The sequence below is a fragment of the Microbacterium sp. KHB019 genome (genome assembly GCF_037285405.1).
In the GTDB taxonomy this organism is placed as follows: domain Bacteria; phylum Actinomycetota; class Actinomycetes; order Actinomycetales; family Microbacteriaceae; genus Microbacterium.
The window spans coordinates 66031-89654 of record NZ_JBBDHF010000001.1; the positions used below are offsets into that span (position 1 = coordinate 66031).

The 23624-nt window shown below is 66.6% G+C and carries 22 protein-coding genes; 16 read left to right on the plus strand and 6 right to left on the minus strand.

What is annotated here, in order from left to right; translation table 11 throughout:
• The 8 genes from KHB019_RS00355 (at position 1) to KHB019_RS00390 (ending at position 9455) form a co-directional block, all read left to right on the plus strand.
• Entirely contained in the window at positions 1-438 is a 438-nt protein-coding gene (locus tag KHB019_RS00355; RefSeq protein ID WP_337457866.1) for a DUF6114 domain-containing protein, read from the plus strand.
• On the plus strand, positions 435-1154 hold the full coding sequence (locus tag KHB019_RS00360) for a hypothetical protein (RefSeq protein ID WP_337457867.1): 720 nt from the start codon (positions 435-437) through the stop codon (positions 1152-1154). Before KHB019_RS00355 ends, KHB019_RS00360 begins: the two co-directional genes overlap by 4 nt.
• A gap of 38 nt (positions 1155-1192) precedes the next feature.
• Entirely contained in the window at positions 1193-1774 is a 582-nt protein-coding gene (locus tag KHB019_RS00365; RefSeq protein ID WP_337457868.1) for a GNAT family N-acetyltransferase, read from the plus strand.
• 223 nt (positions 1775-1997) lie between these two features.
• Positions 1998-5468, plus strand: coding sequence for a DNA polymerase III subunit alpha (gene dnaE / locus KHB019_RS00370; protein WP_443193192.1), 3471 nt, complete (start codon positions 1998-2000; stop codon positions 5466-5468).
• Between the two features lie 69 nt (positions 5469-5537).
• The gene (locus KHB019_RS00375; protein WP_337457870.1) at positions 5538-6599 is read left to right on the plus strand and encodes a hypothetical protein; all 1062 of its coding nucleotides are present in this window, start codon (positions 5538-5540) and stop codon (positions 6597-6599) included.
• A 1-nt stretch (position 6600) separates the two neighbouring features.
• Positions 6601-7929 carry a histidinol dehydrogenase gene (gene hisD / locus KHB019_RS00380; RefSeq protein WP_337457871.1) on the plus strand — a complete coding sequence of 443 codons (1329 nt, stop codon included), beginning with the start codon at positions 6601-6603 and terminating at the stop codon, positions 7927-7929.
• 4 nt (positions 7930-7933) lie between these two features.
• Positions 7934-8410, plus strand: a complete 477-nt coding sequence (nrdR, locus tag KHB019_RS00385; RefSeq protein WP_230103022.1) for a transcriptional regulator NrdR — start codon at positions 7934-7936, stop codon at positions 8408-8410.
• A gap of 10 nt (positions 8411-8420) precedes the next feature.
• A complete protein-coding gene (locus KHB019_RS00390) occupies positions 8421-9455 on the plus strand; it encodes a quinone-dependent dihydroorotate dehydrogenase (protein WP_337457872.1) in 1035 nt (344 codons plus the stop codon).
• On the opposite strand, the gene KHB019_RS00395 is transcribed toward KHB019_RS00390, so the two are convergent.
• Positions 9430-9993, minus strand: coding sequence for a DUF3043 domain-containing protein (locus KHB019_RS00395; protein ID WP_230103020.1), 564 nt, complete (start codon positions 9991-9993; stop codon positions 9430-9432). The genes KHB019_RS00390 and KHB019_RS00395 overlap by 26 nt on opposite strands.
• A gap of 45 nt (positions 9994-10038) precedes the next feature.
• On the opposite strand from KHB019_RS00395, the gene KHB019_RS00400 reads away from it, so the two are divergent.
• From KHB019_RS00400 to KHB019_RS00420, 5 genes are all read left to right on the plus strand, one after another.
• A complete protein-coding gene (locus KHB019_RS00400; protein WP_337457873.1) occupies positions 10039-11463 on the plus strand; it encodes a dipeptidase in 1425 nt (474 codons plus the stop codon).
• Positions 11464-11539: 76 nt separating this feature from the next.
• Entirely contained in the window at positions 11540-11902 is a 363-nt protein-coding gene (gene erpA / locus KHB019_RS00405) for an iron-sulfur cluster insertion protein ErpA (protein ID WP_230103018.1), read from the plus strand.
• Between the two features lie 95 nt (positions 11903-11997).
• Positions 11998-12906 (plus strand): aa3-type cytochrome oxidase subunit II, encoded by a 909-nt coding sequence (ctaC, locus tag KHB019_RS00410; protein WP_230103017.1) that lies wholly within the window; start codon positions 11998-12000, stop codon positions 12904-12906.
• Between the two features lie 5 nt (positions 12907-12911).
• Positions 12912-14654: an aa3-type cytochrome oxidase subunit I gene (gene ctaD, locus KHB019_RS00415; RefSeq protein WP_230103016.1), complete on the plus strand. Its 1743-nt coding sequence runs from the start codon at positions 12912-12914 to the stop codon at positions 14652-14654.
• 3 nt (positions 14655-14657) lie between these two features.
• Positions 14658-15092 carry a cytochrome c oxidase subunit 4 gene (locus tag KHB019_RS00420; protein ID WP_230103015.1) on the plus strand — a complete coding sequence of 145 codons (435 nt, stop codon included), beginning with the start codon at positions 14658-14660 and terminating at the stop codon, positions 15090-15092.
• A gap of 68 nt (positions 15093-15160) precedes the next feature.
• On the opposite strand, the gene KHB019_RS00425 is transcribed toward KHB019_RS00420, so the two are convergent.
• From KHB019_RS00425 to ctaE, 5 genes are all read right to left on the minus strand, one after another.
• On the minus strand, positions 15161-15580 hold the full coding sequence (locus KHB019_RS00425) for a rhodanese-like domain-containing protein (protein ID WP_337457874.1): 420 nt from the start codon (positions 15578-15580) through the stop codon (positions 15161-15163).
• Positions 15581-15724: 144 nt separating this feature from the next.
• Positions 15725-17542 (minus strand): cytochrome bc1 complex cytochrome b subunit, encoded by a 1818-nt coding sequence (qcrB, locus tag KHB019_RS00430; protein WP_337457875.1) that lies wholly within the window; start codon positions 17540-17542, stop codon positions 15725-15727.
• Complete coding sequence (gene qcrA, locus KHB019_RS00435; RefSeq protein WP_337457876.1) at positions 17539-18615, minus strand: cytochrome bc1 complex Rieske iron-sulfur subunit; 1077 nt, start codon at positions 18613-18615, stop codon at positions 17539-17541. Before qcrA ends, qcrB begins: the two co-directional genes overlap by 4 nt.
• A 36-nt stretch (positions 18616-18651) precedes the next feature.
• Positions 18652-19455 (minus strand): cytochrome bc1 complex diheme cytochrome c subunit, encoded by an 804-nt coding sequence (qcrC, locus tag KHB019_RS00440; protein WP_230103011.1) that lies wholly within the window; start codon positions 19453-19455, stop codon positions 18652-18654.
• Positions 19456-19475: 20 nt separating this feature from the next.
• On the minus strand, positions 19476-20168 hold the full coding sequence (gene ctaE, locus KHB019_RS00445) for an aa3-type cytochrome oxidase subunit III (protein WP_443193175.1): 693 nt from the start codon (positions 20166-20168) through the stop codon (positions 19476-19478).
• 142 nt (positions 20169-20310) lie between these two features.
• Between ctaE and trpD the strand changes: the two genes are divergently transcribed.
• The 3 genes from trpD to KHB019_RS00460 are packed head-to-tail and all read left to right on the plus strand — an operon-like array spanning position 20311 to position 23624.
• Positions 20311-21375 (plus strand): anthranilate phosphoribosyltransferase, encoded by a 1065-nt coding sequence (trpD, locus tag KHB019_RS00450; protein WP_230103009.1) that lies wholly within the window; start codon positions 20311-20313, stop codon positions 21373-21375.
• Positions 21376-21381: 6 nt separating this feature from the next.
• Positions 21382-22368: a PHP domain-containing protein gene (locus tag KHB019_RS00455; RefSeq protein WP_337457878.1), complete on the plus strand. Its 987-nt coding sequence runs from the start codon at positions 21382-21384 to the stop codon at positions 22366-22368.
• Positions 22365-23624, plus strand: coding sequence for an MFS transporter (locus tag KHB019_RS00460; protein WP_337457879.1), 1260 nt, complete (start codon positions 22365-22367; stop codon positions 23622-23624). The genes KHB019_RS00455 and KHB019_RS00460 overlap by 4 nt, the downstream gene beginning before the upstream one ends.

Consider the following 23624-nt stretch of genomic DNA (forward strand, 5'->3'; position numbering starts at 1 on the left):
GTGACGACTTCGCGACGATCGGCTCGCAGCCGCCTGCGCAAGTTCTCGGCGTGGCGTCGGGAGCGGCCCTTCGTCGGCGGGCTGCTGACCGTCGTCGCCGGGATCGAGATGTTCTTCTCCGGACAGCTCGACATCGGCCACCTGCACGTGCAGCTCGGCATCGAGGGCATGCAGGCGACGCTGATCCCCGTAGCGCTCGTCCTCCTCGGCATCCTCGCGGTCACGATGCCGGCGCATCACGTCTTCTACGGCGTCCTCTCTCTCGCGGTCGGGCTGTATGCGCTGATCGGGGTGAATCTGGGCGGCTTCCTGATCGGGACGATCCTCGCCTGCGTGGGCGGTGTGCTGGTCGTCGCGTGGATGACGCCAGAAGCGAAGGCTGCGGCCAAGGCGCGCAGCGCGGCGCGACAGGAGGCAGCAGAGGGGAGCGCCGAATGACATCCCGCAGACTGCGCGCCGGCGCCGTGATCGCGGCCCTGCTCATCACCGCACCTCTCGTCGTGAACGCGGCCCCCGCGCCGCGGCACACGGGATTCTGCGACTCGTTCCTGTCGTTCCTGTGCCCCAAGGAGGACCCGGCGCCGGGCGAGACCACGCCACCGCCGACACCCGGCGTGCCGGACGTCCCCGGAGTGGTGGATGAACTCGTCCCGGATGCCGACGCCCCCGCCGAACCGGGTGAGGAGACGCCCGACGCCGAGACGACTCCTGTTCCCGCGCCTGTGGACGACGGTGCACCGGTCTTCGCCGGCATCCCTGCGTCGATGGGCGCCGGCGGTCTGTCCTTCACCGGCCTTCGCGGTATCAGCATCGTCAGCGTCCCGACCGTGAACGGGGACTCAGTGCGCGCGTTGAAGATCGAGGCGGACTCCATCACGATCACCGGCTTCTCGCTCACCGTTCGCCCTCCGGACGGTCCAGGGCTGGTGACGACGGCCGACACCATGTCCCTCAAGGGCAATGTGTCGGTGTACCTCGGATCCGTCACCGCGACCACGATCGGTGGCGAGGGGCTCACGCTGGGCCTCGACACTCCACCGCCTCTCGGCGATGTGGAGCCGGGCCTGCTGAAGGTCTCGATGGGGCTCGTCGGCACGATCGCGGACTCGATCCAGTACACGAACACCGATCAGAACATCGTCGCTGCGAAGTAGCGGGTGCGGCTGCCGGCGGCATCCGGCACACTGTCGCCATGAGCATCCAGGTGCGTCCGGCCACAGAGTTCGACGACGTCGCGGCGATCGTCGGGCCGAAGAAGCCGACATCGAACGTGTGCTTCTGCCTGAGCTACCGACTGGGCTCGAAGGAGAACAACGCACTCCGCGGTCCCGAGCGAGCCGAACGCGTTCGAGAGCTGTGTCGACTGGATCCGCCGCCTGGGGTCGTCGCGTACCTCGGCGAGGAACCGGTCGGCTGGGCGGCGCTGCAGCCGCGGCGGAGCACGAGCTTCGCGACCAGCAGGCGGATCCCGCACATCGATGACCTCGACGTCTGGTCGCTCTGGTGTCTGCGGGTGCGACCGGGGCACCGGAAGCAGGGCATCATGCACGAGCTCGTGCGCGGCGCTGTCGAGTACGCCACGAAGCGCGGCGCACCTGCGGTCGAGGCGTACCCGGTCGACAACCGAGGCGAGAAAGTCGACATGACGATGATGTACGTCGGCACGAAGTCACTGTTCGAGAAGGCCGGCTTCGCCCAGGCATCCGAGACGCAGTCCACGCTCGATGGCTTTCCTCGCGTGCTCATGCGGCTCGACCTGCGAAAGAAATCGTGAACCGGACTCGGCGCCGTGCTCATTCGCTCGCGCGGCACTTCTTGGCACGCGCTGCAACGATATCTACAGCGTTTGCGAGCAAGTGCAGCGCGAACGGAGCGGGTAGTCCAGTTGGGTGAGGGACGCGCATGCTCGCCGGGCGCCGGTGTCCGGGCCCCGACGTAGACTCGAACACGTGGCATCCGACTCCTTCGTTCACCTTCACGTTCACAGCGAATACTCGATGCTGGACGGTGCCGCGAAGATCAATGCGATGACCCAGGCGGCCGCAGATTACGGCATGCCGGCCATCGCGGTCACCGACCACGGCAACACCTTCGCGGCCTTCGAGTTCTACAACGCGGCGCGCAACGCCGGCGTGAAGCCGATCATCGGGCTCGAGGCCTATGTGACCCCCGGTACCCATCGCAGCGACAAGACGCGAGTCGCATGGGGCTCGCCGGACCAGAAGAGCGACGACGTCTCCGGTTCCGGCGCCTACACCCACACGACGATGTGGAGTCAGAGCACCGAGGGCATGCACAACCTGTTCCGGTTGAGCTCGCTGTCGAGTCTCGAAGGCTACTACTTCAAGCCGCGCATGGACCGCGAACTGCTCCAGAAGTACTCCAAGGGCTTGATCGCGACCACAGGCTGCCCGTCGGGCGAGATCCAGACGCGTCTGCGACTCGGGCAGTACGACGCGGCGCGCGCGGCCGCGGCCGAGTTCCAGGACATCTTCGGCAAGGAGAACTACTTCGCCGAGATCATGGACCACGGGCTGCCGATCGAGCGGCGCGTGATCAATGATCTGTTGAAGATCTCCAAGGATCTGAACATCCCGCTGGTGGCGACGAACGACTCGCACTACACGCATCAGCACGAAGCCGATGCCCACGCAGCGCTGCTGTGCGTGCAGTCGGGGTCGACCATGGACGACCCGAACCGGTTCAAGTTCGACGGCGACGGTTACTACATCAAGACGGCGCAGGAGATGCGCCAGATGTTCCGTGACCATCCAGAGGCGTGCGACAACACGCTGCTGATCGCCGAGCGGTGCGAGGTCGAGTTCAACACCTCGGCGAACTACATGCCCCGGTTCCCGGTGCCAGACGGCGAGACCGAGGACAGTTGGCTCATCAAGGAGGTCGAGGCGGGCCTGCACTACCGGTACCCGAACGGCATCCCCGACAGGGTGCGCAAGCAGGCAGAGTACGAGACCGGAATCATCCTGCAGATGGGATTCCCCGGGTACTTCCTCGTCGTGGCCGACTTCATCAACTGGGCGAAGGACAACGGCATCCGCGTCGGTCCTGGTCGTGGTTCCGGCGCAGGATCCATGGTCGCGTACGCCATGAAGATCACCGACCTCGACCCGCTCGAGCACGGACTGATCTTCGAGCGATTCCTGAACCCCGACCGCGTCTCGATGCCCGACTTCGACGTCGACTTCGACGATCGTCGCCGTGGCGAGGTCATCGACTACGTGACCGAGAAGTACGGCTCCGAGCGCGTGGCTCAGATCGTCACCTACGGCACGATCAAGTCGAAGCAGGCACTGAAGGATGCCGGACGCGTGCTGGGCTTCCCCTTCAGCATGGGCGAGCGGCTGACCAAGGCCATGCCACCGCCCGTGATGGGCAAGGACATGCCCCTGGACGGAATGTTCGACTCCGCCCACGCGCGGTACAAGGAGGCCAGCGAGTTCCGCGCCCTCATCGAGACCGACCCCGAGGCGAAGACGGTCTTCGACCGCGCGCTGGGTCTCGAAGGTCTGAAGCGCCAGTGGGGTGTGCACGCGGCCGGCGTGATCATGTCGTCCGAGCCGCTGCTCGACATCATCCCGATCATGAAGCGCGAGCAGGACGGCCAGATCGTCACGCAGTTCGACTACCCGTCGTGCGAGTCGCTCGGCCTGATCAAGATGGACTTCCTGGGGCTCCGCAACCTCACGATCATCTCCGATGCGCTCGACAACATCCGCATGAACCGTGGCGAGGAGGTCGACCTCGAACACCTGGAACTCGACGATCGGCCGTCCTACGATCTGCTCTCGCGCGGTGACTCACTGGGCGTTTTCCAGCTCGACGGCGGTCCGATGCGCTCACTGATGCGGCTCATGAAGCCAGACAACTTCGGTGACATCTCGGCCCTCATCGCTCTGTACCGACCCGGCCCGATGGGTGCCAATTCGCACACCAACTACGCACTGCGCAAGAACGGCCTGCAGCCGATCACGCCTATCCATCCCGAGCTCGAAGAACCGCTGAAGGACATCCTCGAGGAGTCGTACGGCCTCATCATCTACCAGGAGCAGGTGATGGCGATCGCGCAGAAGGTCGCGGGGTTCACCCTCGGCCAGGCAGATATTCTGCGCCGAGCGATGGGCAAGAAGAAGAAGTCAGAGCTCGACAAGCAGTACGAGGGCTTCTCCGGCGGCATGAAGGAGCGCGGCTACGGCGAGGCCGCGGTCAAGGCCCTGTGGGACATCCTGCTGCCCTTCTCGGACTACGCCTTCAACAAAGCCCACTCCGCCGCGTACGGACTCGTGTCGTACTGGACCGCCTATCTGAAGTCGCACTACCCCGCCGAGTACATGGCGGCGCTGCTCACCAGCGTCGGCGACTCCAAGGACAAGATGGCGATCTACCTGAACGAGTGCCGCCGCATGGGCATCAGAGTGCTGCCGCCGGACGTTCGCGAATCGATCAACTTCTTCGCCGCCGTCGGTGAGGACATCCGCTTCGGCCTCGGCGCCGTGCGGAACGTCGGCAGCAACGTCGTCGACGGCATCGTCGGCGCGCGCGAGAAGGAGAACTTCGACTCCTTCCACGACTTCCTGAAGAAGGTCCCGCTGCACGTCTCGAACAAGCGCACCGTCGAGTCGCTGATCAAGGCCGGTGCGTTCGACTCGATGGGCGACACCCGGCGTGCGCTCATGGAGATCCACGAGGATGCCACAGAGGCCGCAGTCGACCAGAAGCGCAACGAGGCCCAGGGCGCGATCGGCTTCGACTTCGACAGCCTCTACGACGCGCACGAGGAGGCACCGCCGGCGAAGGTGCCCGAGCGCCCGGAGTGGACCAAGAAGGACAAGCTCGCCTTCGAGCGCGAGATGCTCGGCCTGTACGTCTCCGACCACCCGCTCGCCGGTCTCGAGGTGCCACTCGCCAAGCACGCGTCGATCTCGATCCACAACCTGCTCGCATCGGAAGACCTGCAGGACGGCGATCAGGTCACCGTCGCCGGCCTCGTCACCAGCGTGCAGCACCGCGTGGCGAAGGCCAGCGGCAACCCGTACGGCATGATCACCGTCGAGGATTTCAACGGCGAGGTGACGGTCATGTTCATGGGCAAGACCTACACCGAGTTCCAGCACGTGCTGCAGCAGGACGCCATCCTCGCGGTGCGCGGTCGGGTCTCCCGACGAGACGACGGCCTGAACCTGCATGCGCAGTCGGCGTTCGCTCCGGACGTCGGATCGTTCGATGCGGCAGGTCCCCTGTCGCTGGTGCTCGCCGAGCAGCGCGCCACCGAGAACGTGATGAACGACCTCGCCGACGTGCTGCGGCGGCACAACGGCGACACGGAGGTCGTGCTGCGAGTGCACCGCGGGCAGACCGCCAAGGTGTTCGACGTCCCGATGCCCGTGAAGGTCTCTGCAGACCTGTTCGGAGACCTCAAGTCGTTGCTCGGGCCCACCTGTCTCGGGTGAGTCGGGTCGGTCGAGCAGGGCAGGTCTGCCCCGAGTGAGACCCGGCGGCCTCGGGTAGGGTAGGGACTCATGAGTACGGACGCACCTGAAGAGCTTTTCTCCGAGGACGAAGGCGTGCTTTACGCCGAACAGGTCACGCCACAGCACGGGATCCTCGGATTCACACTGCGTGAGCTGCTCATCGTCGGGGCATGGCTGATCGCGTTCGCGACGTCCTTCTTCCCAATCGGTCAGGGCTCGTCGCTCTGGGCTCAGGGGATCACCTGGCTGCTCCCGCTCGGTATGCCGACCGCCGCCGTCTTCCTCATCGTGCTCCGGCGTTTCTCGCCCGACGGAATCCGCAGAGTCGGCTCTCTGGGGATCGACCAGTTCGCGTCCGTCGCGTTCGCGGTCGGTGCGATCTGGTGGATCCAGACGACGTGGGCCTACCTCGCGGCATCGATGCAGGCCGGATCGGCGATGACTGCCTGGGTGCCGTGGGTGCAGCTCGCCGCGCTGCTCGTGCTCGTCGTCCTCACCGTGTTCGCACCGTTCATCCCCGGCATCCGCGACGACTTCCGCGGTCGCCTCATCACGCTCGCCCACCGCAGCGCCAACCCCGTGCGCCCCGTCGTCGCCCAGCCCCGTGCCGAGCGCGTCCAGCCGGTGTCGGAGCCAGCCGTCGCCGGCGGCGACGACACGGCCGGCGAAACGCCCGGCGCAGAGCTGCTCGACGCCGAGACATCCAGCGCCGAGAACTCGAGCGCCGATGAAGACCACATCGATGACACGACCCACGAGACCGTGACGCAGCCCGCTGCCGAGAGCATCCCGCTCAGCGATCACGCCTCAGGCGGAGAGCTCGGGGCCGTGCCCGAGCTCGATGACGACTACGTCCCCGGGTATCTGCGCTCTTCGCAGGGCGAGACGGAAACTGTCGACGCCGCCACTGCAGATGAGCCGTTCCAGCCGTTCTGGGCATTGGCGCCCACCGAGCGCGACGTCTTCGACGAACGAGGCGAGTCGCTGTTCCGCATCGGCCCCGATGCGTGGGCTCTCGTCATCGAGGACCGCGGCGGAGCGTACGTCGTGCGCCACGACGACGGACGCATCGGCTATCTGCACGATATCGCTGACATCACGAGGGGCTGACGTGCGCACCATCGATCTGCGAGGGCAGGAGCTCTCGCCGGCGGACATGCTCGCCGCCGTTCCGCGCGCCGCTCAGGCGCGCGCCGAAGCACTCGAGACCGCGGCGCGGATCGTCGACGACGTCCGCACCGGGGGAGAGACCGCTCTTCGGGCCCAGGCCGGCGAGTTCGACCGTGTGTCGGGGCACGAGATCCGGGTGCCGGCGAGCCACATCCAGGATGCCGTCAGCGCTCTCGCACCCGAGATCCGCGCGGCGCTGGAAGAGGCGATCCGTCGGGTTCGTCAGGCATCCGCCGCTCAGGTGCCCGAGACCCGAGTGACCCGGATCGGTGACGGCGCGCTCATCACGCAGCGGTGGCAGCCGGTGAGTCGCGTCGGCGTCTACATTCCCGGCGGCAAAGCGGTGTACCCGTCCAGTGTGATCATGAATGTGGTGCCGGCGCAGGTCGCCGGCGTCCAACAGATCGCCCTGGCCTCACCCGCGCAGGAGGACCAGAACGGGCGCATTCACCCCGTGATCCTCGCGGCCGCCGGTCTGCTCGGCATCACCGAGGTGTACGCCATGGGCGGCGCCGGGGCCATCGGGGCGTTCGCTCACGGGGTCGCCGGCCTCGGGCTCGATCCGGTCGATGTCGTCTCCGGCCCTGGCAACAACTACGTCGCCTCCGCGAAGCGTGCCGTCGCCGGCGTCGTCGGCACGGACTCGGAAGCAGGTGCGACCGAGATCCTGATCGTCGCAGACAGCTCAGCGGATGCTCGGCTCATCGCAGCCGACCTCGTGAGCCAGGCCGAGCACGACGAGCAGGCGTCCGCTGTTCTCGTCACCGACGACGAAGCCCTCGCCGAGCGCGTCGCCGTCGAGGTCGCCGGTTTCGCGGCATCCACGAAGCACGCCGAGCGCGTCAGCGTCTCGCTGGCCGGAGAGCAGTCGGCGATCGTCCTCGTGGACGACCGCGCCATGGCCGCCGCGTTCAGCAACGCGTACGCCCCCGAGCACCTCGAACTGCACCTGGAAGATGCGAGTGAGGCGGCATCCGACTTCACCAGCGCCGGCGCCATCTTCGTCGGCGACCAGACCCCGGTGAGCCTCGGCGACTACATGGCCGGCAGCAACCACGTCCTGCCGACCGGCGGACAGGCGCGGTACGCGCCCGGTCTCGGCGCCTACACGTTCCTCCGCCCGCAGCAGATCATCTCGTACGATCACGCGGCCCTCGCCGCGGTGCGCGAGGGCGTCGTGGCGCTGGCCAACACCGAGGTCCTGCCCGCCCACGGCGAGGCCATCGAAGCGCGCTTCCAGGAACCGGGAGAGCGAACGACTACGCTGTAACACCATGCACTGCCCGTTCTGCCGCCACCCCGATTCCCGCGTGATCGATTCGCGCACCAGCGATGACGGGCTGTCGATCCGCAGGCGCAGGCAATGTCCGGAATGCGGTGGACGCTTCACCACCACCGAGACCGCGAGCCTGAACGTGATCAAGCGCTCCGGCGTCATGGAGCCGTTCAGCCGCGAGAAGGTCATCGCCGGTGTCCGCAAGGCCTGCCAGGGGCGCCCGGTCACCGAAGCCGACTTCGCGATCCTCGCGCAGCGCGTCGAGGAGGCCGTGCGTCAGACCGGCGTCTCCCAGCTCGATGCCAACGAGATCGGGCTCGCGATCCTCGGTCCGCTCCGCGATCTCGACGAGGTCGCCTACCTCCGGTTCGCGAGCGTCTACCAGGCGTTCGACTCGCTCGAGGATTTCGAGAGCGCGATCACCGATCTGCGCGCCGACCACGCCGGGGCAGAGCCGAAGAGCGCCGACCGGTAATCTGGCAGGGATGTATCCCCTCCTCTTCCGCGCCGTCCTGTCGCGCTTCGACCCCGAGTTCGCTCACCACGCCGGCATGGCCGTGATCCGGGTTCTCGGCGTCCCGCCGTTCTCCTGGGCGACCCGCGCGCTGTGCGCGCCCGCCTCCGGTCATCAGGTGTCGGCGCTGGGGCTCACGTTCGACTCGCCCTTCGGCGTCGCGGCCGGGTTCGACAAGAACGCCGTCGGTGTCCGAGGCCTCGCCGCGCTCGGCTTCGGGCATGTGGAGATCGGAACGGTCACCGCGATCCCGCAGGACGGCAATCCGAAGCCGCGGCTGTTCCGCCTCGTGCCCGATCGAGCGGTGATCAACCGGATGGGCTTCAACAACGCCGGTGCGGACGCTGCCGCGAAGCGTCTCGCGAAGCTGCGCCGCCGGCGCCCGAAGACCGTGATCGGCGTGAACATCGGGAAGAGCCGCGTGGTCGACGTCGAGAACGCCACGGCGGACTACGTCGAGAGCGCCACGAAGCTCGCACCGCTTGCGGACTACCTCGCCGTCAACGTGTCCTCTCCGAACACGCCAGGCCTGCGCGGTCTGCAAGCCGTCGAGACGCTCGCGCCGCTGCTGCGCGCCGTGAAGGATGCCGCCGGGTCCACGCCGCTGCTCGTCAAGATCGCTCCCGACCTTCCGGACGAGGAGATCGCGGCGATCGGGCGTCTCGCCGTGGCCGAAGGCCTCGACGGCATCATCGCGCACAACACCACGATCGGTCGCGACGGCCTGAAAACGGACGCTTCGGTCGTCGATGCCGCCGGCGCAGGCGGGCTGTCGGGCGCACCACTGCGTGAGCGCTCGATGGAGGTGCTGCGCGTCGTCCGCGAAGCGGTGCCGAGCGACTTCTGCGTGATCTCGGTCGGGGGAGTCGAGACGGCATCCGACGTCGACGAACGACTGGATGCCGGCGCGACACTCGTCCAGGGCTACACGGCGTTCCTGTACCGCGGTCCGTTCTGGGCGCGGCAGATCAACCGCGGGCTCAAGCGGGGCGCTGTCCGCGCTTGACCTGCGGCTTGGGCAGGCGCATGAAGCGCATCTGCAGCGAACGCATCGCCGCATACCAGCCGAGGCCCTTCTCGAGCCGTTCCTTGCCGAACTTCGCAGCGGCCTTCTTCTTCACCCTGGCGCCGAGCACGACCATGTCGATCACGGCGAGGATGATGAAGATCCACAGGCCGACGAATGCGTAGAACGAGAACGTGGGGTCCGGGACGAGCGAGACGAGGATGACGATGACCATCAGAGCCATCACCCACTCGGACAGGTGCCAGCCGGCGTCCACGTAGTCCCGCACCCAGCGGCGCTGCGGACCCTTGTCGCGCGGCGGCAGGTACTTGTCGTCACCAGCGGCCATTCCGGCCTGAGCGCGCTCGCGCTGCTCGCGCAACTGGGCACGCGCGGCGGCCTTCGCCTCTTTGGTGTCTGCCACCAGAGGGCGGCGGCGAGCAGCGACCTGCTCGGCGCGGCTCGGAGTCGGCCGTCCCTTGCCGACGCCCGGCTTCTCGGCGGACTCGTCGTTCGGCGATGGGGTGGAAGCGGCCACGGGACTCCTCGGCTCAAAATCGGGTGAAGCCTTAAGATTACTCGCATGACCTCCGAGCCGAGCGACACCGTGCCTCCCACCGCTGATCCCGCCGTCGAATCCGCCGTCGCAGAAGCCGTGGCGACCGGCATCCCGAGTGCTCTGGCCGACCTCGGCGACCTCGTCCGGATTCCCGGCATCGCATGGCCCTCCTTCGACCAGACGCAGCTCCAGCGGAGCGCAGAGCGTGTGGCGCAGCTCGCCGAGGGCACCGGGGTCTTCGACGAGGTGCGCGTGCTTCGCGCGGCGATCCCCGGTACCGATGAGTTCGGTCAGCCCGCTGTGCTCGCCACTCGTGCGGCGCGAGGCGGCAAGCCGACGATCCTGCTCTACGCGCACCACGACGTTCAGCCTCCCGGCGACGACGCGCTTTGGGAGACCCCGCCGTTCGAGCCCACCGTCCGCGACGGCCGTCTCTATGGCCGTGGAGCCGCGGACGACAAGGCGGGCATCATGACCCACATCGCGTCGCTGCGCGCCGTCCGCGAGGCTCTCGGTGACGACCTCGACCTCGGCGTCTCGCTCTTCATCGAGGGGGAGGAGGAGTACGGGTCCCGCTCGTTCGCGCAGTTCCTCAGCGACAACGCCGACGCCCTGCGGGCCGATGCCATCGTCGTCGCCGACTCGGGCAACTGGGATTCCACGACGCCCGGTCTCACGGTTTCGCTGCGAGGCAACGCGCGCTTCACCTTGAAGGTCAGGACGCTCGACCACGCCTCGCACTCCGGAATGTTCGGCGGCGCCGTCCCCGACGCCATGATGGCCACCGTCCGGCTGCTGTCCACGCTGTGGGATGAAGAGGGCGTTGTCGCCGTCGAGGGCATGACCGAGCGCGAAGCGCCGACGCCGGAGTACACCGAGGACACGCTGCGCGACGAGGCAGGACTGCTCCCTGGCAGCTCGCCCATCGGGCGCGACAGCATCCTCAGCCGGATCTGGAACAAGCCGTCCGTCACGGTCATCGGCATCGACGCGACCAGTGTGGCATCCGCATCCAACACGCTCCTCCCGGAGGTGACCGTCGTCATCAGTGCACGTGTCGCTCCGGGGCAGACCGGGGAAGAGGCGTACGCAGCCCTGGAGAAGCACCTCCGCGCACATGCGCCGTTCGGCGCTGAGCTCACGTTCTCGGACGCGGATCTCGGCAACGGATTCCTCGTCGACACGAGCGGATGGGCAGTCGGGCTCGCTCGCCAGGCGATGGCGGACGGATACGGGGTCGAGCCCGTCGATCTCGGGGTCGGCGGATCGATCCCGTTCATCGCAGACCTCGTCAGGGAGTTCCCCGAAGCGCAGATCCTCGTCACGGGTGTCGAGGACCCGCACTCGCGCGCGCACAGCCCGAACGAGTCCCTGCACCTGGACACGTTCCGCCACGCCATCGGCACCGAGGCGCTGCTGCTGACGCGAATGAATGCCGTCACGCGCTGACCGGCCCCTATCCGGGCCTCGGCGGTAGAATCGCAGTACCAGTCGTGCGCATGCGCGACGAGTCACAAGGAGCGACATGAGCGACACCACCATCACTTCAGAGACCCAGACCGCCCACGGCGTCACCCTCACCGGCGCGGCCGCGACCAAGGTGAAGAACCTGCTCGAGCAGGAGGGCCGCGACGACCTCCGTCTGCGCGTCGCCGTGCAGCCGGGTGGATGCTCTGGACTCATCTACCAGCTCTACTTCGACGAGCGCTACCTGGACGGCGACGAGACCGTCGAGTTCGACGGCGTCGAGGTCATCGTCGACAACATGAGCGTGCCGTACCTGGATGGCGCGTCCATCGATTTCAAGGACACGATCTCGGAGCAGGGCTTCACGATCGACAACCCGAACGCGGCCGGCAGCTGCGCCTGCGGCGACAGCTTCCACTGAACGACAGCCGTGTCCAGCCTGCGTGGTTGGCATGAATCAGGTGTGAGGTTGCCCTAGACTGGGGTAGCCCTGTCCGCGATCTTGAAAGGTGTATCGTGCCTTCGAAACGCCGCCTTCGTTGGGTCGCAGTTCCCGTGGGAATTGCGGCAGCCGTGGCCCTGGCGGGATGTTCTCCCACCGAGCTGCACGGATTCCTCCCGGGCTTCGTGGAAGACGGCACCGCCGCCACGAACCAGACCGACCGTGTCGCGTCGCTCTGGGTCAACTCGTGGATCGTGCTTCTCGCGGTCGGCGTGATCACCTGGGGCCTGATGGGCTGGGCTGCGATCGCCTACCGTCGCCGCAAGGGGCAGACCGGTCTTCCGGTCCAGATGCGCTACAACATGCCCATCGAGATCTTCTACACGGTGATCCCGCTGATCCTCGTGATGGGAATGTTCTTCTTCACCGCTCGCGACCAGGCGGAGATCGAGACCCAGTGGGGCGACGACGCCGACGTCGAGATCACCGCGATCGGCAAGCAGTGGGCGTTCGACTTCATGTACGCCGGCGAAGACGACGACCTGTCCGACGCCGTGTGGACCATGGGGATCCAGGCGCAGCCTGACGCTCAGGGCAACGTCGACAAGGAAGAGCTGCCCACGCTGGTGCTCCCGGTCGACCAGAAGGTGCACATCAGCCTGCAGTCGCGCGATGTCATCCACTCGTTCTGGATCATCGACTTCCTCTACAAGAAGGACATGTACATCGGGAAGGACAACTCCTGGTCCTTCATCCCGACCCGTGTCGGCGAGTACGACGGCAAGTGCGCCGAACTCTGCGGCGAGTACCACTCGATGATGCTCTTCAACGTCAAGGTGGTCGAGCAGGACGAGTACGACGCTTACCTCGAGACGCTCCGCGACGAGGGCAACACCGGCGACATCAACAACGCCTACGACCGCCTCGGCAACCTGCCCGGTACGGGCGCGCCTGGGACGGACTCCGAGGAAGAGGGAGAGTAATCCTCATGACTACCACTGAGGCACCCGGCCAGACCGCTGGCGCTCGCCCCACCGCGATCCCGGCCCGTCAGGCCGCGCTGCTCAGCTCGTCCCGTACGGAGCAGAAGGGCAACATCGTCGTCAAGTGGCTGACCTCCACTGACCACAAGACCATCGGGTACATGTACCTGATCACCTCGGTGCTGTTCTTCCTGCTCGGCGGTGTGATGGCGCTCGTCATCCGTGCTGAGCTGTTCGCCCCCGGGATGCAGATCGTCCCGACCAAGGAGCAGTACAACCAGCTGTTCACGATGCACGGCACGATCATGCTGCTAATGTTCGCGACGCCGTTGTTCGCCGGATTCGCGAACGCGATCCTCCCGCTGCAGCTCGGCGCACCGGACGTCGCGTTCCCGCGACTGAACGCCTTCGCATTCTGGCTGTTCGGGTTCGGTTCGATCATCGCCGTCGCCGGCTTCCTCACCCCGCAGGGTGCCGCGGCCTTCGGATGGTTCGCCTACCAGCCGCTCGCCAACGCCTCGTTCTCGCCGGGTGCCGGTGGAAACCTGTGGATGGTCGGACTCGGCATGTCCGGTTTCGGCACGATCCTCGGTGCGGTGAACTTCATCACCACGATCATCACCATGCGTGCACCGGGTATGACGATGTGGCGCATGCCGATCTTCTCGTGGAACACGCTGATCACCAGCCTCCTCATCCTGATGGCCTTCCCCGTGCTGGCCGCGGCGATCTTCGCCGCCGCAGCGGACCGCATCCTCGGCGCTCACGTTTACGACCCGGCGAACGGCGGTGTGCTGCTGTGGCAGCACCTGTTCTGGTTCTTCGGCCACCCGGAGGTGTACATCATCGCGCTGCCGTTCTTCGGCATCGTGTCCGAGGTGTTCCCGGTCTTCAGCCGCAAGCCGATCTTCGGTTACAAGACGCTCGTCTACGCGACGATCGCGATCGCCGCACTGTCCGTCGCTGTCTGGGCGCACCACATGTACGTCACCGGCTCCGTGCTGCTGCCGTTCTTCGCCCTGATGACCATGCTCATCGCTGTGCCGACCGGCGTGAAGATCTTCAACTGGATCGGAACGCTCTGGCGAGGATCCGTCACGTTCGAGACGCCGATGGTGTTCGCGCTGGGCTTCCTCGTGTCGTTCGTCTTCGGTGGTCTGACCGGTGTCATCCTCGCGTCGCCGCCGCTCGACTTCCACCTCAGCGACTCGTACTTCGTCGTCGCCCACTTCCACTACGTGGTGTTCGGAACCGTCGTGTTCGCGATGTTCTCGGGCTTCTACTTCTGGTGGCCGAAATGGACCGGCCGAATGCTCAACGAGCGCCTCGGTTACGTGCACTTCTGGATGCTGTTCGTCGGCTTCCACATGACGTTCCTCATTCAGCACTGGCTGGGCGTCGACGGCATGGTGCGTCGCTACGCGGACTACTCGGCTGCCGATGGCTGGACCTGGGGCAACCAGGTCTCCACGATCGGTGCGATCATCCTCGGTGCGTCGATGCTGCCGTTCTTCCTGAACGTCTGGATCACCGCCCGCAAGGCGCCGAAGGTCACGGTCAACGACCCGTGGGGCTACGGCGGTTCGCTCGAGTGGGCGACCAGCTGCCCGCCGCCGCGTCACAACTTCACGTCGATCCCGCGCATCCGCAGCGAGCGGCCCGCGTTCGACCTGAACCACCCGGAGGCCGCAGAGCGCCCGGTGGCGGCCGAGCCGGCCGCGGCCGGTGCACACGGAGAGGCGAAGTAAGCCATGCGTTCGAACATCATCCTCTGGTGGATCCTCGCGGTCTTCTTCGCCCTGGTAGGCGTCACCTACACGGTGTGGCACATCCTGGCCTACCCGGAGCTGACCGGCGCGATGAGCGTCGAGTGGGTCGGCACGGTCGCGCTGTTCTTCGGCATGTTCATGTCGGCCATGATCGCGGTCTACCTGCAGCGCACGCACAAGGCGCAGGGCGGCGAACTCCCCGAGGACGTCCTGACGTCGGACATCGATGACGGTGACCCCGAGCTCGGCGAGTTCAGCCCCTGGTCCTGGTGGCCGCTGGTGCTGGCCGCTTCGGCTGGTGTCTTCCTGGTCGGAATGGCCGTCGGGCAGTTCCTCCTCCCGATCGGCGTGGCGATCTTCGCCGTCGCGATCGTCGGCTGGGTCTACGAGTATTACCGCGGACACTTCGCCCGCTGAGAAGCTCGAGTCTGCTGATCAGAACGCCCCTGGAAGATTCCAGGGGCGTTCTGCGTATGGGTCGCCGGTCAAGCCCGCGTGCGTACGCGGGCGACTCCGGTGAGTGGGTCGACGGGGCGACGGTGGATGCCATCGTGGTCTTCGACGGGATATCCCTCGCGTACCCAGTACTCGAAGCCCCCGATCATCTCGCGTACGTCGTACCCGAGCTTCGCGAACTCGAGAGCGCCCTTCGCACCGGCGTTGCATCCGGGACTCCAGCAGTAGACGACGACGTCGCTGCCCTCAGGGACCTCCTGCGCAGCCCTGCTGGCGATCTCGCTGTAGTGCATGTGCACGGCACCTGCGACGCGTCCCTGGGCCCAGGCCTCGTCTGAGCGGACATCGATGACCACGACCGCGTCTCCGGCCCTCTGACGGGCGTACAGGTCGCTCGCGTCGGTCTCGTAGGCGAGCTTGGCGGCGAAGTAGTCAGCGCGATCGATCATGGCCCCAGCCTAGAACCCGGGAATCGCATTGTTACGCGTCCTGATCCGGCCGGCGCTGCGGTCATCTGGTGGGTTGCCGGTGACGTCCCGGTAACGTCGAAGGCCCCGATGCGAATCGCATCGGGGCCTTCGAGGGGGAGGGCGTTACTCGCCGCTCTCGTCCTTCTTCTTGGACTTCTTCACCGGGTCGGTGGCGATCACCGAGCTAGGCGTGTTCGGCGTCTCATCGACGTGCGTCTCGCGCTCGGGGTGCAGCGGAGCATCCGGAACACCGGCGCGCTCGTGCGCGCCCTGGATCTCAGCTGTCTCGGCCTCATCCATGTGCGCAGTCACGTGGTGCTGGTGCGCGTCGGCAGCATCCACCTCGGCCTGCGTGAGCGGGGACAGACGGTCTTCGTAGAACCAGCGGGAGAGGCTCGAGCGCAGGTTCTGCGTCCACGGGATGCGACCCTTGGCGTTCGGGCGGACCACCAGAGGCTCGTAGCCGTCGACGTCGATGAGCTTCCAGCGGTCGTACTGGTCGACCGGCTGGTGCACCTCGATGTACTCGCCGCCGGGGAGGCGGACGATGCGACCGGACTCGTAGCCGTGCAGGACGATCTCGCGGTCCTTCTTCTGCAGCGCGATGCAGATGCGCTTGGTGACGAAGTAGCCGATGATCGGGCCGAGGAACAGCAGAGCCTGCAGCGTGTGGATGACACCTTCCATCGTGAGGTGGAAGTGCGTCGCCATGAGGTCGGACGAGGCGGCCGCCCACATCACTGCGTAGAAGATGACGCCGGCGACACCGATCGCGGTGCGCGTCGCTGCGTTGCGCGGGCGCTGTGCGATGTGGTGCTCGCGCTTGTCGCCCGTGACCCACGCCTCGATGAAGGGGTAGATCGCGACGGCCACGATGAACAGGCCGAGGACGACGACCGGAATCAGGATGCCGAAGGACCACGTGTGGTTGAGGAACACGACGTCCAGGTGCGGCGGGGCCAGGCGCAGCGCGCCGTCCGCGAAGCCGATGTACCAGTCGGGCTGGGTACCGGCGGACACCGGGGACGGGTCGTACGGACCGTAGTTCCAGATCGGGTTGATCTGGAAGAACGTCGCGATGAGGACGATCGCACCGAAGACGATGAACAGGAAGCCGCCCATCTTCGACATGTACACCGGCATCATCGGGTAGCCCACGACGTTGTCGTTCGTGCGGCCCGGGCCGGCGAACTGGGTGTGCTTGTTGACGATCATCAGCATCAGGTGCACGACGATCAGGCCGATCACCAGCAGCGGAAGCAGCAGGATGTGCAGCGTGTACAGGCGGCCGACGATGTCGGTGCCGGGGAACTCGCCGCCGAAGAGGAGGAACGAGGTCCACGTGCCGATCAGGGGGAGACCCTTGACCATGCCGTCGATGATGCGGAGGCCGTTGCCCGAGAGCAGGTCGTCAGGCAGCGAGTAGCCCGTGAAGCCCTCGGCCATGGCGAGGATGAACAGCACGAAGCCGATCACCCAGTTCAGCTCGCGCGGCTTGCGGAACGCACCAGTGAAGAAGATGCGCAGCATGTGGATGCCGATGCCGGCGACGAACACGAGCGCAGCCCAGTGGTGGATCTGGCGGACCAGCAGGCCACCGCGGAGGTCGAACGAGATGTGCAGCGTCGATTCGAGCGCTGCGGACATCTCGATGCCGCGCATCGGGGCGTAAGCACCCGTGTAGTGGGTCTCGACCATCGACGCCTCGAAGAAGAACGTCAGGAAGGTTCCGGAGAGGAACACGACGACGAAGCTCCACAGTGCGATCTCGCCGAGCATGAACGACCAGTGGTCGGGGAAGATCTTGCGACCCAGCTCCTTGACGAAGCCCGAGAGGCTCGTGCGCTCATCGATGTAGTTCGAGGCTGCGCCGATGAAGCGGCCGCCGAGCGGCGCCTGAGCGTCCTTCTTGTCGTCTTTGGACAGCGTTGCGGTACTCAATGGCGCTCCCAGAAGCTCGGGCCGACGGGTTCTTCGAAGTCGCTGCGTGCGACGAGGTAGCCCTCGTCATCGACCGTGATCGGCAGCTGAGGCAGCGGACGCGCAGCCGGGCCGAAGATCACCTTGGCATGGTCGGTGACGTCGAACTGCGACTGGTGGCACGGGCACAGCAGGTGGTGCGTCTGCTGCTCGTAGAGAGCGACGGGGCAGCCGACGTGCGTGCAGACCTTGGAGTACGCGACGATGCCGTCGTACGACCAGTCCTTGCGTTCCTCGGATTCGATGAGCTGCTCGGGGCGCAGGCGCATCATAAGCACGATGGCCTTGGCCTTCTCCTCGAGGTAGCCGTCGTGGTGCGAGAGAGTCGCGAGGTCCTCTGGGATCACGTGGAACGCGGAGCCGAGCGTGACGTCAGCAGCGCGGATGGGCGTGCCGTCGGGGTCGCGGACCAGACGCTGGCCCTTCTCCCACATCGTCTGCTTGAGGAGGACGACCGGGTCGCCGGCCGTTGGGTCGTCAGGCGTGCTGTGCGGAGCGAGTCCGCGGAAGAGCGCGACGCCGGGGACGATGGATGCCACGACCGCTGCGATGAGCGAGTTGCGGATCATCGTGCGGCGGCCGAAGCCGGACTCCTCGTTCGCCTCGGCGAAGGCCTGGATGGCCGCTTCGCGGGTCGCGTCCTTGCCTCGGGTCGGATGCCGGTGCTCGATGTGCTCCTTGTCGCTCATCAGCGCCTTGGACCAGTGGATCGCGCCGATGCCGATCGACAGCAGCGCCAGCGCGATGCCGAGACCGATGAAGAGGTTGTTGTTGCGGATCGATGCCAGCGAGCCGTCCTCGATCGGGAACAGCATGTACGCCGCTACCGCCCAGATGCTGCCGGCGAGCGACAGGTAGAACAGCGTGTAGACGGTGCGTGCTGCCCGCTTCTCAGCCTTCGGGTCCTGATCTGTGATCCGCTCACGGTGCGGCGGCAGGCCGGGGTTCTGCACGGGATCGCTGACTGCGACACCCAGCCCAGGGGAGGGCTGGTAGGCCCGGTCAAGGGCCTGCGAGTCGTCGTCGTGTGCCATGGTGCTCCTCGTACGTTCCTCTTCGTTGAATATGCGTCAGTTGGACTTCGCCGTGATCCACACGGTCGCGCCGACGAGGGCGCCGATGCCGAAGATCCAGACGAACAGGCCCTCGGAGACCGGCCCGAGCGAGCCGAGCGTGAAGCCGCCGATCTGGACCTCCTGCTGCTGGAACAGCAGAGCCGAGATGATGTCGCGCTTGTCCTCGTCTGACAGGTTCATGTCGCCGAACACGGGCATGTTCTGCGGGCCGGTGACCATGGCCGCGTAGATGTGCAGAGCACTGGTGCTGGTCAGCCCAGGGGCGTACTTGCCCTCGGTGAGAGCGCCACCGGCTGCCGCGACGTTGTGGCACATCGCGCAGTTGACGCGGAACAGCTCCGCGCCGTGTGCGACATCGCCTTCGCCGTCGAGGATCTCGTCTGCGGGGTAGGTGGGGCCAGGGGCGACCGACTGGACGTACGACGCCATGGCCTCGATCTGGTCCTGCGTGAACTGCACGGGCTTCTGCGGAGCCTGCGGTCCCTGCATCTGCAGGGGCATGCGGCCGGTCGCGACCTGGAACTCGACTGCCAGCTCGCCGACGCCGTAGAGGCTCGGGCCGTTGTCGGTTCCCTGCAGGTCGAGGCCGTGGCAGGTGGCGCAGTTCGCCTGGAACAGCTTCTGTCCGTCATCGACGGTCAGCTGCGTGCTCGCCGATGTCTGGGTGTCGGTTGCCGCAATCGCGGCCGACGCACCGGCGTAGATGCCTCCGGTGATCAGGAGTCCCGCTCCGATGAGCGCCGCAGCGGCCAGGGGGCTACGGCGTCCGTTCGAGCGACGCTTCTTCTCTCGTGCCATTTCGCAGGTCAGCTCCGCTCTTATTTCAGGAAGTAGATGACGAAGAACAGCACGATCCAGACGACGTCGACGAAGTGCCAGTAGTACGACACGACGATCGAGGAGGTCGCCTCCTTGTGTGCGAAGTTCTTCACCGCGTACGCGCGCCCGATGACGAGCAGGAACGCGATGAGTCCGCCGGTGACGTGGAGGGCGTGGAAGCCCGTGGTCAGGTAGAACGCCGAGGCGTAGGAGTCAGCCTGGATCGGCAGGCCCTCTGCGACCAGCTGGGCGTACTCCCAGACCTGACCGGAGACGAAGATCGCGCCGAGCGCGAAGGTGACCCAGAACCACTCGACCATTCCCCAGCCGAAGAGGCGGCGGCGGCCTGCGCCGTTGAGGTGCCCCTTCTTGATGCGATACGCCTGGAGATCCTCAGCCGCGAACACGCCCATCTGGCAGGTCACGGAGGAGAACACCAGGATGGCCGTGTTGACTGCGGCGAACGGAACGTTCAGCAGCTCGGTACGGTCTGCCCACAGCTCGGGTGAGGTGCTGCGGAGCGTGAAGTAGATCGCGAACAGTCCCGCGAAGAACATCACTTCGCTGCCGAGCCACACGATGGTGCCGACAGCTACCGGATTCGGGCGCTTGATCGTTCTTGCCGCCGGGGCATAGGTCGCTGAGGTGGTCACCTGTCCATTATGGCCGATTCGCGAGCATGATTCTTGCATCCGGGGGGACCGATTCGCTGGTGCCAGACTTAGGGGACCCTAAGAAAACACTGCGAATCCTCGGTGAATACGCGGCACCGCGCGGATGGCCGAGGCGCAACGTGTCCTCAGGGTGTCCATTCGCGCCGATAAGATCTCTGGCATGGCGGATTCCCTGACCTGGCCCGATGTCCTCACCGCACTTCTGGAGCGACGCGACCTCAGCGTGTGGGAATCCACCTGGGCCATGCGCCAGGTGATGCAGGGCAACATCTCGGATGCCAAGCTCGCGGGTTTCCTCGTCGCTCTGCGCGCCAAGGGCGAGACCATCGACGAGATCGTCGGATTCCGCGATGCCATCCTCGAAGCCGCAGTTCCGCTTCCTGTCTCTCCGAATGTTCTCGACATCGTCGGGACGGGGGGCGACCGCGTCGGCACGGTCAACGTCTCGACCACAGCGGCGATCATCATCGGCGCCACAGGCATCCCCGTCGTCAAGCACGGCAACCGTGCCGCCAGCTCCGCGTCCGGTTCCTCGGACGTCCTCGGCGCGCTGGGCCTTCAGCTCTCGCTGTCGCCGGAGGACGTCGCGAAGGTGCTCGATCTGACAGGCATCACGTTCGCGTGGGCTGCGGCATTCCACCCCGGTTTCAAGCACGCCGGTGCGGCACGAGGCGAGCTCGGCGTGCCGACCGTGTTCAACATGCTCGGACCACTGTGCAACCCTGCCCGCGCTGAGGCGAACGCTGTCGGCGTCGCCCAGCTCGAGCGCGTTCCTCTCATCACCGGCGTCTTCCGCACGCGAGGCGCCACGGCACTCGTCTTCCGCGGAGACGACGGCCTGGACGAGCTCACCACGACCGGTCACAGCAGGATCTGGGAGGTCTCGCGCGGTGACATCCACGAGCACGACCTGGATCCGCGCGATCTCGGCATCCCCACGGCCGACCTCGCCGATCTCATCGGCGGTCCTCCCGAGTACAACGCGGGAGTGCTGCGGGACACGCTGGCTGGAACGAAGGGCGCCGTTCGCGACATCGTGCTCCTGAACGCCGCGGCCGGAATCGTCGCGTTCGAGCTGTCGCAGGACGCGACGCAGGCGACACGGCCGATCCTCGAGCGTCTTCGCGACGGTTACGAGCGGGCCGAAGCCGCCGTCGACGACGGCAGCGCAGCTGCGAAGTTGGACGCCTGGGTCGACGCGACGCGCGAGCTGGCATCGAACTGAGCTCTGATGGATCCCGTCGACGCACTGCTCGAGATCGCCACGCTTCTCGAACGCGAGCGAGCGTCGCGGTACCGGGCGAAGGCGTTCCGGCAGGCGGCCGCCACGGTGAAGGCACTGCCGCTGGATGTGCTGAACGACCCGACGAGGTTGCGCGCGGCGAAGGGGATCGGTGAGTCGACCTTCGCCGTGATCCGCGAGGCCCAGTCGGGCGTGGTGCCCGCGTACCTCGTCGACCTGCGCGGCGAAGTCGAGCCGGAGCGGACGTCCGTCCTGCGACCGAAGCTGCGCGGCGACCTGCACGCCCACACGGACTGGTCGGACGGTACGACCCCGATCGCCGTCATGGCGGACGCCGCCCGCGCGCTCGGGCACTCCTACCTGGCCATCACCGATCACTCACCGCGACTGCGCGTCGCGCGTGGGCTATCGGCTGAGCGCCTGCGAGAGCAGTTGCCGCTGGTGCGCGCGGAATCCACCGACACGTTCACGATGCTCACCGGTATCGAGGTCGACATCCTCGAAGACGGCGGGCTCGATCAGGAGCCGGAACTGCTCGGTGAGGTCGACATCGTCGTGGCATCCGTGCATTCGAAGCTGCGCATGGAGTCACGGGAGATGACCAGGCGCATGCTCGCTGCTGTCGCGCAGCCCCACGTCAACGTCCTCGGCCACTGCACTGGCCGGCTCGTGCAGGGCGACCGCGGCACTCGACCGCAGTCGCAGTTCGACGCACGTGCCGTATTCGACGCCTGCGCCGAGAACGGCGTCGCCGTCGAGATCAATTCACGGCCGGAACGCCAGGATCCGCCTGACGAATTGATCGCGATCGCCCTGGACGCCGGATGCCTGTTCTCGATCGACTCGGATGCGCACGCCCCGGGGCAGCTGTCGCTGCTCGACTACGGTGCTGAGCGTGCCGAGAAGGCGGGCGTGCCGGCGGAGCGGATCGTCACGACCTGGGGGCTCGAGCGCCTGAGGGCCTGGGCCGAATGACGCGGCGTTCCTTCCCGTGGCTGGTGCTCATCGGCATCCTGGTCGCGGCTCTCAGTCTTCGCGCGCCGATCATCGCGCTGACCCCTGTGCTGCCGGACATCATCCACGACCTCGGCATCAGCTCGGCATCCGCCGGACTGCTGACGACGGCGCCCGTCATCATGTTCGCTGTCATGACTCCGCTCGCCGCGCTCGTGATCCGCCGCGCGGGACCCGAACTGGCGCTTCTCATCGCCCTCGGCGGAGTGATGGTCGGCACGCTGGTTCGCGCTCTCCCCGGTTTCGGCTCGATGGTCACCGGCATGATCATCATGGGCGCGACGATCACCGTGGGGAACGTCGTCATCCCGGTGATCATCCGACGTGACCTGCCGCCCGAACGTACGGCGATCGCGACGGCCGCCTACACGGCGACGTTGAACGTCGGCTCGCTGCTCACGGCGCTCGGCACCGTCCCGCTCGCAGAGGTCACCGGATGGTCCACTGCGCTCCTGCTGTGGGGCCTGTTCTCGGTGGCGGGCATCGCCCTGTGGCTCGCCCACATCGTGCGGTCGCGTTCATGGCGATCCGCAGAACGGATGTCGGGGGAGACCGTGGCATCGGCCGGGCAGGGCGAGTCTGCGACTCGGCACGAGACTGCGAGCATCACCGGGCCGATGCCGGTTGTAGCCGACAACCGCATCGCGGTCGTCCTTCGACGCCCGATCGTCTGGCTGCTCGTGATCGCCTTCGCATCGCAGTCGACCGTCTACTACGCGATGTCGACCTGGCTGCCGACGATGCTGCTCGACACGACCGACGTCGACGCCGCGACCGCGGGGGCCCTGGCATCGCTGTTCCAGGGCGTCGCGATCGTCGGCGCCATGCTGGCGCCTCTGCTCATGCGGTTCGTCGGCCCCGTGTACTCGGCTCTGATGCTCGGCATCTGCTTCGCTGTGATGGTGGCCGGGATGCTGGTGGCCCCTGAGCTCGCAGGAGTCTGGGCCTCGTTCGGCGCGCTCACGCATTCCGGCGGATTCGTGCTGATCTTCACCGGTCTGGTTCGGGCCGCGCGATCGGATGCGGAGGCCGCCACGATGTCGGCGCTCGTGCAGGGCGGCGGGTACCTGTTCGCCGCGTTGGGCGCCCCGGTCATGGGGGCGTTGCACGAGGCGAGCGGCGGATGGCAGGTTCCGCTCGTCGGAACAGGCGTGATCGTTCTGGTCTACGTCGTTGCGCTGATGTCCGCGATGGTCGTCGCCTTCCGGCGACGCTGA

Excerpts from the sequence above, each read along its gene's own strand:
- KHB019_RS00360 (WP_337457867.1), top strand. The coding sequence starts at position 435 with ATGACATCCCGCAGACTGCGCGCCGGCGCCGTGATCGCGGCCCTGCTC.
- KHB019_RS00365 (WP_337457868.1), top strand. The coding sequence starts at position 1,193 with ATGAGCATCCAGGTGCGTCCGGCCACAGAGTTCGACGACGTCGCGGCG.
- dnaE (WP_443193192.1), top strand. The coding sequence starts at position 1,998 with ATGCTGGACGGTGCCGCGAAGATCAATGCGATGACCCAGGCGGCCGCA.
- KHB019_RS00375 (WP_337457870.1), top strand. The coding sequence starts at position 5,538 with ATGAGTACGGACGCACCTGAAGAGCTTTTCTCCGAGGACGAAGGCGTG.
- nrdR (WP_230103022.1), top strand. The coding sequence starts at position 7,934 with ATGCACTGCCCGTTCTGCCGCCACCCCGATTCCCGCGTGATCGATTCG.
- KHB019_RS00390 (WP_337457872.1), top strand. The coding sequence starts at position 8,421 with ATGTATCCCCTCCTCTTCCGCGCCGTCCTGTCGCGCTTCGACCCCGAG.
- KHB019_RS00400 (WP_337457873.1), top strand. The coding sequence starts at position 10,039 with ATGACCTCCGAGCCGAGCGACACCGTGCCTCCCACCGCTGATCCCGCC.
- erpA (WP_230103018.1), top strand. The coding sequence starts at position 11,540 with ATGAGCGACACCACCATCACTTCAGAGACCCAGACCGCCCACGGCGTC.
- ctaD (WP_230103016.1), top strand. The coding sequence starts at position 12,912 with ATGACTACCACTGAGGCACCCGGCCAGACCGCTGGCGCTCGCCCCACC.
- KHB019_RS00420 (WP_230103015.1), top strand. The coding sequence starts at position 14,658 with ATGCGTTCGAACATCATCCTCTGGTGGATCCTCGCGGTCTTCTTCGCC.
- KHB019_RS00425 (WP_337457874.1), bottom strand. The coding sequence starts at position 15,580 with ATGATCGATCGCGCTGACTACTTCGCCGCCAAGCTCGCCTACGAGACC.
- qcrA (WP_337457876.1), bottom strand. The coding sequence starts at position 18,615 with ATGGCACACGACGACGACTCGCAGGCCCTTGACCGGGCCTACCAGCCC.
- qcrC (WP_230103011.1), bottom strand. The coding sequence starts at position 19,455 with ATGGCACGAGAGAAGAAGCGTCGCTCGAACGGACGCCGTAGCCCCCTG.
- ctaE (WP_443193175.1), bottom strand. The coding sequence starts at position 20,168 with ATGCAAGAATCATGCTCGCGAATCGGCCATAATGGACAGGTGACCACC.
- trpD (WP_230103009.1), top strand. The coding sequence starts at position 20,311 with ATGGCGGATTCCCTGACCTGGCCCGATGTCCTCACCGCACTTCTGGAG.
- KHB019_RS00455 (WP_337457878.1), top strand. The coding sequence starts at position 21,382 with ATGGATCCCGTCGACGCACTGCTCGAGATCGCCACGCTTCTCGAACGC.
- KHB019_RS00460 (WP_337457879.1), top strand. The coding sequence starts at position 22,365 with ATGACGCGGCGTTCCTTCCCGTGGCTGGTGCTCATCGGCATCCTGGTC.